General features: G+C 60.7%; 13 protein-coding genes. 5 read left to right on the forward strand and 8 right to left on the reverse strand.

Going from position 1 to position 14,280, the window contains the following annotated elements:
* Positions 1 to 88: 88 nt before the first annotated feature.
* The gene (locus KGB18_RS07975; protein ID WP_123723021.1) at positions 89 to 1,021 is read left to right on the forward strand and encodes a DMT family transporter; all 933 of its coding nucleotides are present in this window, start codon (positions 89 to 91) and stop codon (positions 1,019 to 1,021) included.
* Here KGB18_RS07975 and KGB18_RS07980 read toward each other — a convergent pair.
* The gene (locus tag KGB18_RS07980; RefSeq protein WP_123723022.1) at positions 957 to 2,147 is read right to left on the reverse strand and encodes an MFS transporter; all 1,191 of its coding nucleotides are present in this window, start codon (positions 2,145 to 2,147) and stop codon (positions 957 to 959) included. The genes KGB18_RS07975 and KGB18_RS07980 overlap by 65 nt on opposite strands.
* A gap of 104 nt (positions 2,148 to 2,251) precedes the next feature.
* Between KGB18_RS07980 and ptrR the strand changes: the two genes are divergently transcribed.
* Both ptrR and KGB18_RS29850 read left to right on the forward strand, forming a co-directional pair.
* On the forward strand, positions 2,252 to 3,145 hold the full coding sequence (ptrR, locus tag KGB18_RS07985) for a putrescine utilization regulator PtrR (RefSeq protein ID WP_048395732.1): 894 nt from the start codon (positions 2,252 to 2,254) through the stop codon (positions 3,143 to 3,145).
* A gap of 139 nt (positions 3,146 to 3,284) precedes the next feature.
* On the forward strand, positions 3,285 to 3,416 hold the full coding sequence (locus tag KGB18_RS29850; RefSeq protein WP_256580670.1) for a PA1414 family protein: 132 nt from the start codon (positions 3,285 to 3,287) through the stop codon (positions 3,414 to 3,416).
* 240 nt (positions 3,417 to 3,656) lie between these two features.
* Here KGB18_RS29850 and KGB18_RS07990 read toward each other — a convergent pair whose 3' ends face one another.
* From KGB18_RS07990 to speB, 5 genes are all read right to left on the reverse strand, one after another.
* The gene (locus KGB18_RS07990) at positions 3,657 to 3,908 is read right to left on the reverse strand and encodes a hypothetical protein (protein WP_201060607.1); all 252 of its coding nucleotides are present in this window, start codon (positions 3,906 to 3,908) and stop codon (positions 3,657 to 3,659) included.
* Positions 3,909 to 4,151: 243 nt separating this feature from the next.
* The gene (locus KGB18_RS07995) at positions 4,152 to 5,531 is read right to left on the reverse strand and encodes a sodium:solute symporter (protein WP_201060608.1); all 1,380 of its coding nucleotides are present in this window, start codon (positions 5,529 to 5,531) and stop codon (positions 4,152 to 4,154) included.
* 189 nt (positions 5,532 to 5,720) lie between these two features.
* A complete protein-coding gene (locus KGB18_RS08000; RefSeq protein ID WP_123723025.1) occupies positions 5,721 to 7,232 on the reverse strand; it encodes a purine-cytosine permease family protein in 1,512 nt (503 codons plus the stop codon).
* A 54-nt stretch (positions 7,233 to 7,286) separates the two neighbouring features.
* Positions 7,287 to 7,709, reverse strand: coding sequence for a YybH family protein (locus KGB18_RS08005; protein WP_123723026.1), 423 nt, complete (start codon positions 7,707 to 7,709; stop codon positions 7,287 to 7,289).
* A gap of 9 nt (positions 7,710 to 7,718) precedes the next feature.
* Positions 7,719 to 8,669, reverse strand: coding sequence for an agmatinase (gene speB, locus KGB18_RS08010; RefSeq protein WP_007905133.1), 951 nt, complete (start codon positions 8,667 to 8,669; stop codon positions 7,719 to 7,721).
* 406 nt (positions 8,670 to 9,075) lie between these two features.
* Between speB and KGB18_RS08015 the strand changes: the two genes are divergently transcribed.
* Together KGB18_RS08015 and KGB18_RS08020 are read left to right on the forward strand one after the other, a co-directional pair.
* Positions 9,076 to 9,972, forward strand: coding sequence for a LysR family transcriptional regulator (locus KGB18_RS08015; RefSeq protein ID WP_201060609.1), 897 nt, complete (start codon positions 9,076 to 9,078; stop codon positions 9,970 to 9,972).
* Positions 9,973 to 9,986: 14 nt separating this feature from the next.
* Positions 9,987 to 10,580 (forward strand): tRNA-uridine aminocarboxypropyltransferase, encoded by a 594-nt coding sequence (locus tag KGB18_RS08020; RefSeq protein ID WP_201060610.1) that lies wholly within the window; start codon positions 9,987 to 9,989, stop codon positions 10,578 to 10,580.
* 154 nt (positions 10,581 to 10,734) lie between these two features.
* Here KGB18_RS08020 and KGB18_RS08025 read toward each other — a convergent pair whose 3' ends face one another.
* A complete protein-coding gene (locus tag KGB18_RS08025; protein ID WP_201060611.1) occupies positions 10,735 to 12,102 on the reverse strand; it encodes an HlyD family type I secretion periplasmic adaptor subunit in 1,368 nt (455 codons plus the stop codon).
* Positions 12,103 to 12,111: 9 nt separating this feature from the next.
* Entirely contained in the window at positions 12,112 to 14,271 is a 2,160-nt protein-coding gene (locus KGB18_RS08030) for a type I secretion system permease/ATPase (protein WP_201060612.1), read from the reverse strand.
* Between the last annotated feature and the right edge of the window lie 9 nt (positions 14,272 to 14,280).

Consider the following 14,280-nt stretch of genomic DNA (forward strand, 5'->3'; position numbering starts at 1 on the left):
TCGCCCCGGCACTCTGCTCAGCCAGAAGGTCGGGGCTTTGCTTTTACTGTCGAGTCACTGCCATGGATTGTGTTGTCGAGGTGTTCCGGTGAGCGCCGCCCGGCGTAGCGCTGATGGATTTGCCCTGCAGGTGATGGTCGGGTTGTGCCTGATCTGGGGTGTGCAGCAGGTGATGATCAAGTGGGCGGCGCCCGACATCGCGCCGGTCATGCAGGCGGCGGGGCGGTCGGGTATTTCCGCGTTGCTCGTAGGATTGTTGATCTGCTGGAAGGGCGGCTGGGATCAGGTCGGTAGTACCTGGCGCGGCGGCTTGCTGGCGGGTGCGTTGTTTGGCCTGGAGTTCTTCTTCATTTCCGAAGGCTTGCAACTGACCACGGCGGCGCACATGTCGGTGTTCCTCTACACCGCGCCGATTTTTACCGCGTTGGGCGTGCATTGGCTGCTGCCGAGTGAGCGTTTAAGACCGGTGCAGTGGCTGGGGATTTTTCTTGCCTTCGTCGGCATTGCCATTGCGTTTGCCGGTGGCGTGTCCTGGGACAATCTTGACCACCGCATGCTGATGGGCGATGCGTTGGGCGTGCTGGCCGGCGCGTCGTGGGGGGCGACCACCGTGGTGGTGCGTGCCTCGCGTCTGTCGGAAGCGCCGGTGACCCTGACGCTGTTTTATCAACTGATCGTCGGCTTCGTCGGCCTGTTGTTGATCGCGATCCTCAGCGGGCAGGTTACCCATGTCAGCCTGACCACTGTTGCGGTGGCCAGCGTGCTGTTCCAGGGATTGGTGGTGTCATTCTTCAGTTACCTGACCTGGTTCTGGCTGCTGCGCCGTTATCTGGCGGCGAACCTGGCGGTGTTTTCGTTCATGACGCCGCTGTTCGGCGTCACGTTCGGTGTGGTGCTGCTGGGCGAAGAACTGAGCCTCAACTTTGTGATCGGCGCGGTGCTGGTTCTGCTCGGGATCACTTTTGTGAGCGCAGAACAGTGGGTCCGCCGTCGTTTGCGCAAAGCACTTGGGCAACCCTGATCGGGCGCAGCAACAGGCCTCCTGCGACGAGCAAACCGCTGCCTGCGATCACCAGCGCCGGTTGCAATCCACCGCTGAAATGGCTGCTCAGCGCTGCCAGCAACGGCCCGCTGAGCTGACCCACGGCGAAGCACGCGGTCAGCAGCCCGGCGTTGCGTTGGGTGGCATGGGGCGCCAGTTCCCGGGAGCGCTGCATCACCAGTTGCATGCAGGCCAGGAACGGCCCACCACACAGGATCACCCCCAGCACCAGGCCGGCACCGCTGCCCAACAGGCAGGCGAAGACCCCGGCTGCCTGCAACCACAATGTTGCCATCAGCCAATGGCGAGTGGCGTTCGGGTTGTGCCGACGCAGGCTCACCAACACCACCCCGATTGCTGCCGCCAGGCCGAAGCATGGCCAGAACAGATCGGCTTGCCATTGCCCATGGAACTGCGCGCTGGCCATTTGCGAGAGGAAAGTGGCGGGGATGATGTAGCCCAAACCGTACAGACCATAGATCACCGGTAAACGTCCGACACCTTGGGTGCCCGATGTGACGGCAGACGGTGTCCCAGTGGAAGGGCTGGCCGGTTGCGGCAGGAATGGCAGAATCCCCAGCAGCATCACCAGTCCGACACCGGCATACACCAGCCACAAGGTCGCGGACGTCTGCCCCAGCAGGTTCGAGCCCAAGGCCAACAATCCTGTCAGAAAAATCCCCAACCCCGGCCCGGCAAAGACCAAGGCGCCGAGCCGCGGACGACCGGCCGCTGTTGCCAGCGGTTGGCTCAATGCGGTAATCATCACCAACACCCAGGCGCTGGCCACGCCCGTGCCGAAACGCAGCACCAGATGCGACCAGAACCCGTCGGCCCAGAACGAGGCCAGAGTCAGCAATACACAGAGCCATAAACCGCCGAGCAGGCGCCGACGAACCTGATCGGGGCGACGGGCGAACATCGCGTCCACCGCACCGACGAAGTAGCCGAGGTAGTTGGCGGCGGCAATCAGACCGGCGGCGGTCAGGTCGATCTGGCCTTCGCTGAGCAAGTGCGGCAGTTGCGGCGTCAGGGCGAAACGCCCGATACCCATGGCCATCATCAGGGCGATGAAGCTGGCTGTTAAGCGAATCAGAGGGGACATGGTCTGAGTTCCGTTTCAAGGATCAATGACCGTCAGGCTAGGACTGATTGACTTTCTTTAAAAATGAATAATAGTGAGAAACTTGTTCTGATTTGGAGAATGGTGTGGAATTCAGCCAATTGCGGATCTTCCAGGCAGTGGCGGAGGAGGGCTCCATTACCCGCGCTGCTGAACGCCTGCATCGTGTGCCGTCCAACCTGTCGACTCGGCTCAAGCAGCTCGAAGAGCAACTCGGTGTCGAACTGTTCGTACGTGAGCGTCAGCGTTTGCAGTTGTCACCTGCGGGAAAAGTCCTCTTGGACTACACCGCCAAGCTGTTCGCCTTGCACGACGAGGCCCACGCGGCGGTGCAGGGCGGGCAACCGGCCGGGGATTTCGTGCTCGGCACCATGTACAGCACCGCTGCGATTCACCTGCCAGAGCTGTTGGCGCGTTATCACCGCAGCTATCCGGCGGTAAACCTGCAAGTGCAGTCGGGGCCCAGCGGCGAATTGCTCGAAGGTCTGCTCACCGGGCGCCTCGATGCGGCGCTGGTGGACGGCCCGCTGGAACTGGCCGGGCTCGACGGTGTGCCGTTATGCGACGAACGGCTGGTGTTGATCAGCGAGGCCGATCATCCGCCGGTACGCAGCGCGCTGGATGTCGAAGGGCGTTCGGTGTTTACGTTTCGGCAGGGCTGTTCCTACCGGATGCGTCTGGAAGCCTGGTTCGCCCATGATCACGCGGCCATGGGCCGGGCCATGGAGATCGAGTCTTATCCGGGAATGCTCGCCTGTGTGATCGCCGGCTCCGGCGTGGCGCTGATGTCGGAGTCGATGCTTGCCAGCCTGCCGGGGCGCGAAAGTGTGGCAGTGCACCCGTTGGCCGAGCCTTTCGCCAGCGCAACCACCTGGCTGATGTGGCGCAAGGGCATGGTCGGCGCCAATCTGAATGCATGGATCGAGCAGCAGCAGGCGGTGTATCCGTCGGCAGCGATTCAAGCCCAGGCATTTGCTTGAACCAACGTCCAGGGATTTGGATCAATTCAGTAACAGATCATTGCGATGTTGGACGAGCATTGCGTAGGACTTCGGACTATTATCAGTGCGAAGGGGCTACAGAACTTCGGCCGCTCGGCACTACCCTGAAGGGGGCACCATGAAAGAGAAAATCCAAAACTGGCTGCATGACCTGGGCGTCGCACTCGGTTTGATCGAACCGCCTCTGCAACCCGTGCCTATTCGCACTGACGACGAACAACGTCGCCGCCAGCAGCAGCGCCGCAGGTAAGCCTGGATCTATTTGGCAAGCGCACTTGTTGTGACAAGGGGCTTGCCTGTGCTGAGGGGCTTGCTTGTGGCGAGGGGGCTTGCCCCCGTTCGGCTGCGAAGCAGTCGTAGAATCTGCTGACGAGGTCTATCTGATTCAACCAGGCTGAATGGTTTTGGGGCCGCTTCGCGGCCCAACGGGGGCAAGCCCCCTCGCCACAGGTAACTGCATCTGCCGCAAAAGATTTTTTGGCAGCCCGTCTCAATACCGCCCAATCTCAATCAAAAACCGGCTCAAGTCGTCGACGGTCGTCGCAGTCTTGAGCATCCGGTCTTCTTCGGCGGTAAACGCTGTCAATCCCAGCTGATCTTCCAGGTGGAAAATCAGCTCTTCAATATCTTCTTCATCCAGTCCCAACTGCACCAGGTTGGAGTTGTCGTCGAAATCATCCTGATTTTCCAGCAGGCGGCTGATGAAGCGATGCACGGCTGTACGAACGGTGTCTCTGGTCATGGTTGTTCTTCGAGGGCGTTATTGTTGTTGTCCCAGGTGGTGAGTACAGCAGGCTTCAGGCGTGTCGGCGCTGCCACTTGTCTCATCGTAGCCAGCGTGCAAACGATCGAACCCGTCGCCTCACCTCCAACCACCGATCGCGGCTGACGATCTTTGCGGATAGATTCCTTCAGGCGAAAAAAAACGGGTGTGGCAACCGACGCCACACCCGTCGAAGAAAGCATCTAAGTCGTTATAGAAAGGTTAGATCGCGCTCGCCACCACTGCCGGGCGACGGGACAGCAAGCTGACCAACACGAAACTCACCAGGCCTACGCCGAGGCTGTAGTAGATCGGGGTATTGGCGTCCATACCGTCCTTGAACATGAACACCAGCGCGGTGATGAAGCCCAGCGCCATGCTGGTGATTGCACCGGCCGTCGTGGCGCGTTTCCAGTAGATAGCTCCCATCAGCGGGATCAGCATGCCGCCCACCAACAGGTTGTAGGCCAAGGTCAGTGCGCTGATCACATCATTGACCACCAGAGCGATGCCCAATACTGCGATGCCAGTCAGCAGGGTAAACAGGCGATTGACGCTCACGTTCGATTGTTTACCGCCGCGCAGTTTCGGCAGCAGGTCTTCGGTCAGGGTGGTGGATGCGGCGAGCAGGCCGGCGCTGGCGGTGGACATCATGGCCGCCAGTGCCGCAGCGATCACCAAGCCGCGGATACCGTCCGGCAGGGACACTTTGACGATGGCGGCAAAGGCATTGTTGACGTTGTCCAGATCCGGAATCAGCACATGAGCAGCCATGCCGATCAGCGCACACACCAGGCCGTAGACAATGCAGTAGATCCCGGCAGACGTACCGGCGTACTTGGCGACTTTCTCGCTTCGTGCGGTGAACACTCGTTGCCAGATGTCTTGACCGATCAGGATGCCAAAGAAGTAGATCAGGAAGTAGGTGATGATGGTGTCCCAGCCGATGCTGGTGAAGTTGAAGCTGGCGGCCGGCAATTGCGCAACCAGTTGATCCCAGCCACCGACACGGTACAGGCAGATCGGCAGCAACAGGAACATCAGGCCCACGGTCTGGATACCGAACTGGACGATATCGGTCAGGGTCAGGGACCACATGCCACCGATGGTCGAGTAAATCACCACCACACCGCCACCCAGCAGCACCGAGAGCCAGAACGGCAGACCGAAAAGCACTTGCAGTACGGTGCCGATCGCCAGGATCGAGGTCACACCGATCATCAGCGCATAGGCCAGCATGATGCTCGCGCTCGCGGTACGCGCCATTGGGTTGTAGCGCTTTTCCAGCACCTGGGTAACGGTGAATACCTTCAGCTTCAGCAGCGGTTTGGCGAGGAACAGGTTCAGCGCCACGATGCCGCAGCCCAGTGCGGCGCACAGCCAGAAACCGGAAATGCCATGAACATAGCCCAGGCGCACGGTGCCGACGGTGGACGCGCCACCCAGAACGGTAGCGGCCATGGTGCCCATATAGAGACCAGGGCCGAGGTTACGACCGGCGACCAAATAGTCTTCGTGGGTCTTGGCCTTGCGCATGCCGTAGTAGCCGAGCACCAGCATTGCGGCGGCGTAAATGAGAACGACGAATAAATCCAAAGCCATGATGGCGTGTCTCCGATTGTCTTTTTTATGGTGAGGCGAAAATCAATCTTTGTGCGAATACCAATTCCTGTGGGAGCGTGGCTTGCCCGCGATGGGAGCGCCGCGATCTGTCAGGCGGACCGCGTCATCGTTTATCGCGGGCAAGCCCGCTCCCACAGGTAATGCGTTGACCACAGGTAATGCGTTGAATCAGGCGGCTTGGCGCATCGCCGGTTTACCGAGCGAATCCTTGCCCTTGCTGCGTGCATCGGTCGGGCCAAACACTTCCCGCGATTCCGGGAACAGGCTCAGCAGCGTCAGGTACACCAGCGAGGCCAGGCCGAGGGTCACCGGCAAGCTGATGTCGATACCGCCCGCCAGATTCCCGAGTGGGCCGACAAACTGCCCCGGCAGATTCACGAAGCACAAACCCACCAGCGCGCTCGGGATCCAGGCACCCAGGCCACGCCAGTTCCAGCCGTGGGTGAACCAGTAGCGGCCACCTTTCTCGCCACGGGTGAACACTTGCAGGTCATCCGGGCAGTAGAAGCCGCGACGCACCAGCAGGCCGATGATCATGATCACCATCCACGGGGTGGTGCAGGTGATGATCAGCACAGCGAAGGTCGACACGCTCTGCACCAGGTTCGCCGCAAAGCGCCCGATGAAGATGAAAGCAATCGACATCACGCCGATCAGCAACGTTGCCTTGACCCGCGACAGTACCCTCGGGAATACGCTGGACATGTCCAGCCCGGTGCCATACAGCGAGGTGGTGCCGGTGGACATGCCGCCGATCACCGCAATCAGGCACACCGGCAGGAAGAACCAGCTCGGCGATACCGCCAGCAGACCGCCGACGTAGTTGTTGGCTGCGATGTAGTCCGGTGCCTTGATTGCCACGATGGTGGCGGTGGCGAGGCCGAACAGGAACGGGATCAACGTGGCAAGTTGCGCAGCAATCACCGCCAGCATGATGCGACCCTTCGGGGTTTCACGCGGGATGTACCGCGACCAGTCGCCAAGGAACGCACCGAAGGAAATCGGGTTGCTCATGGCGACCAGCGCGGCGCCGATGAAGGCGGCCCAGAAACCGGCCTGCCCCATGGCGACGGTGCCGGCGAACTGGCTGTCGAAGGTCGGGGCGAACGCGAAGATGCCGAGCAGGAACAGCAGGCTGGCGGCCCACACAGCGATGCGATTGACCCACAGCATGAAGCGGAAGCCGTAGATGCACACGGTCAGTACCAGGATCGCGAACAGACCGTAAGCCAGGCCCAGGGTCAGGTCGGTTTCCGGGATGCCGATCAGGCGTTTGGCGCCACCGATCAGCGCATCACCCGAACTCCATACCGAGAGCGAGAAGAAGGCAATGGCGGTCAGCAGCGACAGAAACGAACCGACGATCCGTCCGTGCACGCCGAAGTGGGCGCCGGAGGACACAGCGTTATTGGTGCCATTGATCGGCCCGAACAGGCCCATCGGCGCTAGGATCAGCGCCCCGATTACCACGCCCAGCACAATCGCCCACACGCCCGCCTGGAAGGACAGGCCGAACAGCACGGGAAAACTGCCGAGCACCGCTGTGGCAAAGGTATTGGCGCCGCCGAAGATCAGGCGAAACAGGTCGCTGGGTCTGGCGTCGCGCTCATGATCCGGGATCTGTTCGACCCCGTTTGTTTCGATGCTGCTAAGGCTTTTTTCTTTGTTGTTGTTATTCATGATCTGCTCCGATCATAAAGGCGCGCTCATCGTGTGTGAGCGTCACCTGTTTGGCTAAGGGGGTGGCAGCCCTTCCGGCATTGCGGACAAATGTTCGTGGCAGGCCAGCCATAGGCCTTGTTGTTCTTGGCCAGACGTCTGTTTCTTGAAAACAATCGTCTCGCGTTCCTGGCTGAAGTGTTGCTCCCCTTGCATGCGTAGCTCGGTGGCTACGTCATGGATGAAAATCGCTACGTCACCCTGCAGGCTGACGAAGGTGTTGCTCGAGATGCAGGACAGCACCTCGAAGCCGTCCTCGACGCGCCATGTGTCCCATAACGCCTGATAGGCATCGCGCGACAACAGGGGCTGCTCGAGGGTGTAGAACACGAAGCTGGCATCAACGCTGAATGCGCCGAAGTAGGCTTCGCGATCGTTACGGGCAAAGGCCGACACCAGCTCGGCGGCGGCGTTGAGTACCTGATCACGTTCGCTCATGACCGATCCTCAGCGATGGACCACGCCCGGCAGTACGCAGAGCATTTCGTACAGCAGGTTGGCGCCCAACAGCGAGGTATTACCGGTGGTGTCGTACGCTGGCGAGACTTCTACCAGATCGCAACCGACCAGATCGAGGCCTTGGCAGCCGCGCACGATTTCGATCGCCTGAATGGTCGTCAGACCACCGATTTCCGGGGTGCCAGTGCCGGGTGCCCAGGCCGGGTCGATACCGTCGATATCGAAACTCAGGTACACCGGACCGCCGCCGACTTTCTCGCGAACTTCGGCCATCAGCGGTGCCAGGGATTTGTGCCAGCATTCTTCAGCCTGAACCACACGGAAGCCTTGATTGCGGCTCCAGTTGAAGTCATCAGCGGTGTAACCCTGAGCGCGCAGGCCAATTTGCACCACGCGGTCGCAATCCAGAAGGCCTTCTTCAACGGCGCGACGGAAGGTGGTGCCGTGGGCGATTTTCTCGCCGAACATGTGATCGTTCACATCGGCGTGAGCGTCGATGTGCACCAGGCCGACCTTGCCGTGCTTTTTATGGATGGCACGCAGAATCGGCAGGGTGATGGTGTGGTCGCCGCCGAGAGTCATGGGGATCACATCGTGTTCGAGGATATTGTCGTAGGCCTCTTCGATGATCCGCACGGCGTCCAACAGGTTGAACGTGTTGATCGCGACGTCACCGATGTCGGCAACCGACAGCGAATCGAACGGCGCGGCGCCGGTGGCCATGTTGTACGGGCGGATCATCACCGACTCAGCGCGGATTTCACGCGGTCCGAAACGGGTGCCGGGGCGCAGGGAAGTGCCGATGTCCAGCGGGATGCCGATAAAGGCAGCGTCCAGGCCAGCGGCGGATGGCAAATGGGGGAGTCGCAGCATGGTGGCGATGCCGCCGAAGCGCGGCATTTCGTTGCCGCCCAGTGGTTGGTGAAGAATCTTGTCCACGGGTAAGGCCTCATCGTCGTTGTTTTATTTATGTCGGTTGCACGCTCGGGGAGAGACGGGCACCGCTGTGGGCCGATTCTGCGAAATGTAGTGACCGGGAAGAATCGCTACGGGCAAATACTTAGTTCAGATTTTTCTAAACTAATGGAGACGGTAGCGATAGACTTCTGACCACACGCAGAACCCCTGTGGCGAGGGAGCTTTTGTGGTGGGGGGCCTTTGTGGCGAGGGGGCTTGCCCCCGTTGGGTTGCGCAGCAGTCGTAAACCTGCCAACTCGGTCTGTCTGATGACACCGGGGTGAATGGTTTTGGGGCTGCTGCGCAACCCAACGGGGGCAAGCCCCCTCGCCACAGTGATCTCCATAGTCACAAAAAAACCGCGTTCCCTGGCACTTCGGAGCATCCAATGGCCAACGCTTTACCCGACCTGAAACTATTGCGCATCTTCGTCAGCGTGGTCCGCCATCAGGGGTTCGCCAACGCCCAGCAAGAGCTCAACCTCTCGACCTCGGCGATCAGCACCTACATGAGCCAGCTCGAAGCGGCCTTGGGTCTGGTGCTTTGCCATCGCGGTCGCGGTGGTTTCAGCCTGACCAGCAAGGGCGAGTTGTTCCATCAGGAAACCCTGCGTCTATTGGCGGAACTCGAAGGTTTCGAACAATACGCCGCCGCCCTCAAAGGCGAGCTGCGCGGCACTCTGAACCTGGGGGTGATCGACTCCACCGTCAGCGACAAGGCCTTGCCGTTCGCTGAAGCCATCGGTGCCTACAGTCAGGAACACCCGGCAGTGCATTTGCATCTTTCGGTGATGAGCCCCTACGAACTGCAACTCGGTGTGCAGGACAACCGCCTCGACCTGGCCATCGGTGCCTTTTCCACGCGCATGAGCGGTCTGGTCTACATGCCGCTGTATCGTGAGCAACACTGGCTGTATTGCAGCAGCCGTCATCCGCTGTTCACCGAGCGGCGCATCCCCGAGCAAGTCATCACCCAACAGCGCATGGTCGGTCGCGGCTATTGGAGCCAGGCCGAACTGGCTCGCCACGGTTTCAAGCACAGCGCGGCGACCGTAGAAAGTATGGAGGCCCAGCTGATTCTGGTGTTGTCCGGCGCCTACATCGGTTACCTGCCGGAGCACTACGCCCAGGCTTGGGCCGACAAAGGGGATTTGCGCGTGCTGCTGCCGGCGACGTTCGGTTATCAGGCACCGTTTTCGATGATCGTGCGCCGGGGCCGCAGCCGCGAACCGCTGATCCAGACCTTCCGCGACCTGCTCAAAGCGCAGCTCAATCAGGCCGCTTAAAGGAAAAAGAAGCGATGTCCAGAATCCAATGCCCACGCTGTCTACGCCCGCAAACCCATTGTCTGTGCCCGCTGATCCCGAGCCTCGACAGTCGCACTCGGGTGTTGCTGCTTCAGCATCCAAGCGAAGTGAACCACGCGCTGAACACCGCGCGGTTGGCGGCGCTGGGATTGAAGAATGCCGAGTTGATTGTGGGCGAGGTGTTCGAGGATTTGCCGGTGCTGCTGAATCAGCCGGGCTATCAGGCACGGTTGCTTTTTCCCGGTGAGGAGGCGCAGCCGATGCAGACTTACACCGCGAATGATGAGCCGCTGCTGCTGGTGGTTCCGGACGGCACCTGGCGTAAAGCGCGCAAAATGCTGCACCTCAATCCGTTGTTGGCGGCGTTGCCCAGAGTGACATTGGCCGAAGGCGGGGTGTCGCGTTATCGCCTGCGCAAGGCTCCGGGACCGGGGGCGTTGTCGACGGTGGAGGCGATTGTGCAGGCGTTGCAGACCCTCGAAGCGCCGAGCACATTCGAACCGTTGCTGAAACCGTTCGAGGCGTTGATCGAGGGGCAGATTGCGGCGATGGGGGAGGAGATCTATCAGAAAAATCACGGGCGATGATCCCCTGTGGCGAGGGGGCTTGCCCCCGTTGGGTCGCGAAGCGGCCCCAAAAACCATTCAACCCCGTTGTATCAGGTAAATCGCATCAATCGGTTTTACGACTGCTTCGCAGCCGAACGGGGGCAAGCCCCCTCGCCACAGGACCGCGTCCAGCCTATCTTTCGCGCATCGCCTCAGTCCGCGCTTTCAACACCGGTTTAAGCAAATAATCCAGCACGCTTTTCTCCCCGGTAATAATGTCCACCGTCGCGACCATCCCCGGAATGATCAGCAGCGGTTTCGCATCCCCGCCCAAGTGATTCTTGTCGGTGCGCACCTGAATCAGATAAAAACTGTTGCCCTTGTCATCAGTGATAGTGTCCGCCCCGATCAACTCCAGCTTCGCACTCAACCCCCCGTAAATCGTGTAGTCGTAAGCGCTGAACTTGACCATGGCTTTCTGGCCCGGGTGCAGGAACGCCACGTCTTGAGGGCGGACCTTGGCTTCGATCAGCAGGTTGTCTTCCAGCGGCACGATTTCCACCATGTCGTTGCCCGGCTGGACCACGCCGCCGATGGTGTTGACCTTCAGCATTTTGATAATGCCGTGAACCGGCGACACCACGGTGGTGCGCGTCACGCGGTCGTCGATGGCAATGCTCGATGCGGTGATTTTCGACAAGTCGGTGCGTTTCTCATTCAGCTCTTTTGCCGCGTCTGAACGGAAGGATTGTTCGGATTCGTCGATCTTGCTTTTGATCTCATTGATCGCTGATTCGGCACGGGGAATCGCCAGGGTCGTGGCGTTCAGCGAGCCGCGGATCTCCACCGCGCTGCGTTTGAGCCGCAGGATTTCCACCGGCGAAACCGCCCCGGTGCCCACCAGTGGCGCCGACATGTTCATCTCTTGTTGCAGCAGTGCCAGGCTGGAACTGAACTGGCCCTGTTTGGAACGGAATTCTGCCAACTCCTGGGTTTTCTGCCGAAGTTGTTCGGTCAATGTGCGCTGTTCGCTGGCCAGTCGGCGCTGGCGTTGTTCATACAGCGAGCGTTCGTCCTCGGCCACTTGCGGCGCCTTGGCGATCACTTCCGCGGACAACTTGAATGGCCGGCCTTCCGCTTCGGCCGACAGGCGTTCGACCTGCGCGGTCAGTGCATAGCGGTCCGCTTCGCTTTCACCTTTGTTCGACAGAAAACGCGTGTCATCCAGGCGCAGCAACGTGTCGCCCTTGTTCACCATTTGCCCTTCGCGCACGAAGATTTCCGTGACGATGCCGCCCTCCAGGTTCTGGATCACCTGAATCTTGCTCGACGGAATCGCCTTGCCTTCACCCGTGGTGACTTCCTGCAACACGGCGAATTTGGCCCAGACCAACGCAGTGATCAGCAATGCCGCTGCCAGCCACACGGTGATCCGCGACCAGCGCGGCGAATCCTGCAACGAGGCGCCGGCGGTTTCCGGCATGAATTCGCTTTCGGCGCTTTTGTTGAAACTGCCAAAGTAGCCTCTGTCCTTTGATGAAGCGGACGATGAATCAGACATGGGCAACTCCTAAACCGTCGCAGAGCCGACACGGCCCTTGCGCAATGCATCGATGACCGCTTCTTTCGGGCCGTCGGCGACGATCCGCCCGTTGTCCAGCACCACCAACCGGTCTACCAGGCTGAGCATCGAGGTGCGGTGAGTGACCAACAGCAGGGTTTTGCCCTGAATCCAGCCGTGGAGTTTTTGCCGCAGGACGTCTTCGCTGCTGTTGTCCATGGCGCTGGTGGGTTCGTCGAGCAGCATGATCGGCGGGTCGAGCAACAAGGCACGCGCCAGCAACACCGCTTGGCGTTGACCGCCCGACAGCAACTGACCGCGTTCGCCCACCGGCCGGTCGAAGCCCTGGGGATGTTGGCGAGCCAGTTCGGTGACGCCGGTCAGTTCGGCGACTTCAAGCATCCGGGCATCGCTGATGTAGCGCGCCCCGAGGGTCAGGTTGTCGCGCAGGCTGCCGGCCAGCAATGGCAGGTCGTGGGCGACGTAGCCGATCTGTTGACGCAGGTCGGCGACGTCCAGTTGCCGCAGGTCCAGACCATCGAGCAGCAACTGGCCTTCCTCCGGTGCATAGAACCCCATCACCAGCCGCGCCAATGTGCTTTTGCCCGAACCGCTGCGGCCGATGATGCCGATCCGTTCGCCGGGTTTCATGCTGAAGCTGACGTTGGCCAGGGCCGGGGCATTCTGGCCGTTGTAGTGGAACGTCACGCCGCTGACGTCGAGTGCGCCTTGCAATTGCGTACGCTCCAACGGCCGCTGTTTGGCGTCACGTTCTTGCGGCAACGACATCAGCGCATCGGTGCTTTTCATGGTCAGTTGCGCTTGCTGATAACGAGTGATCAGCCCGGCGATTTGCCCCAGCGGCGCGAGCACGCGGCTGCCGAGCATGTAGGTCGCCACCAGCGCACCAACGCTGAGGTTGCCGGCGATGATGCTGTAGACCCCGGCGACGATGGTCGCCATGCCGGAGAATTGCTGAATGAACAGCGTGCCGTTGGTGGCCAGCGCCGAGAGGTTGCGGGCATGGCTGTCGAGGCGGGTGAGGGCGCCGTGGGTGCTTTCCCATTTGTGTTGGCGTTCGCTTTCGGCGCTGCACGCCTTGAGGGTTTCCAGGCCGCCGAGGGTTTCGATCAGCAAGGCCTGGCGTTCGGCGCCGAGGCTCAGACTCTTCTGCACGGTGTCGCGCAGACGTGCCTGAATCACCATGGCAAAGATGATCGTGATGGGGAATGCCAACAGCGGAATCACCACCAGCCAGCCACCGAGCAGGCCGATCACCACCAACATCAACACCGCGAAGGGCAGGTCGATCAGGCTGGTCAGCGTGACGGCGGTGAGAAACTCCCGCAGGCCCTGGAAATCGTGAATGCTCTGGGCGAAACCACCGATAGTCGCCGGCCGCGCTTTCATCGCCATGCCGGTGATGCGTTCGAACAAGGTCGCCGAAAGAATCACGTCGGTTTTCTTCCCTGCGGTGTCCAGCAGGTGCGCGCGAACCACCCGCAGCACCAGTTCGAAACCGGTGCCAATCAACAAGCCGATCGACAGCACCCACAACGTTGAAGTGGCCTGGTTAGGCACTACCCGATCGTAGGTCTGCATCACAAACAGCGGCACCATCAAGCCCAGCAGGTTGATCAGAAAACTCGCCAGAATCGCATCGCTGTACAGCCACTTCGACAACTTCAACGTGTCGCGAAACCACGCCTCGACTCGTGGCACCAGCGGCGCACGCAAGTCTTCGAGTTCATGCCGCGGCCGGGCGAACAAGGCCTGGCCGCTGTAGTTGGCGGTCAGCTCGTCCGTGCTGACCCATTGTTCTCCGCCGTCGGCTTCGCTCGGCAGAATCAGCGCCTGCCCGTCATCGCCGAAGCGACGCAAGATTGCGCAGCGGCCATGGTTGAGGATCAGCATCACAGGCAGGTTGAGCGCGGAAATTTCCCCCAGTTCACGGCGCAACACACGCGCCTGCAAACTGGCCCGGGCCGCTGCGCGCGGCAGCAGGTCCAGGCTCAAACGTTGGTGTGCCATTGGCAGCCCGGCACTCAGGCTGGCGCGACTGACCGTCGCGCCATGAAGTTTGCAGAGGATCAACAGACCGTCCAGAAGCGGGTCATCGAAGCTCAGACGCGGATCGACGCCAGTATTGCCGGTTTCCATGCTGGTCACTTGATCGCT

This window comes from Pseudomonas sp. BF-R-26, from assembly GCF_019947395.1.
Lineage (GTDB): Bacteria > Pseudomonadota > Gammaproteobacteria > Pseudomonadales > Pseudomonadaceae > Aquipseudomonas > Aquipseudomonas farris.

Bases quoted from the DNA above. Each gene is read 5' to 3' on its own strand.
- KGB18_RS08000 (WP_123723025.1), bottom strand. From the start codon at position 7,232: ATGAATAACAACAACAAAGAAAAAAGCCTTAGCAGCATCGAAACAAAC.
- KGB18_RS08020 (WP_201060610.1), top strand. From the start codon at position 9,987: ATGTCCAGAATCCAATGCCCACGCTGTCTACGCCCGCAAACCCATTGT.
- KGB18_RS08025 (WP_201060611.1), bottom strand. From the start codon at position 12,102: ATGTCTGATTCATCGTCCGCTTCATCAAAGGACAGAGGCTACTTTGGC.
- KGB18_RS08015 (WP_201060609.1), top strand. From the start codon at position 9,076: ATGGCCAACGCTTTACCCGACCTGAAACTATTGCGCATCTTCGTCAGC.
- KGB18_RS07990 (WP_201060607.1), bottom strand. From the start codon at position 3,908: ATGACCAGAGACACCGTTCGTACAGCCGTGCATCGCTTCATCAGCCGC.
- KGB18_RS07995 (WP_201060608.1), bottom strand. From the start codon at position 5,531: ATGGCTTTGGATTTATTCGTCGTTCTCATTTACGCCGCCGCAATGCTG.
- KGB18_RS08005 (WP_123723026.1), bottom strand. From the start codon at position 7,709: ATGAGCGAACGTGATCAGGTACTCAACGCCGCCGCCGAGCTGGTGTCG.
- KGB18_RS29850 (WP_256580670.1), top strand. From the start codon at position 3,285: ATGAAAGAGAAAATCCAAAACTGGCTGCATGACCTGGGCGTCGCACTC.
- KGB18_RS07980 (WP_123723022.1), bottom strand. From the start codon at position 2,147: ATGTCCCCTCTGATTCGCTTAACAGCCAGCTTCATCGCCCTGATGATG.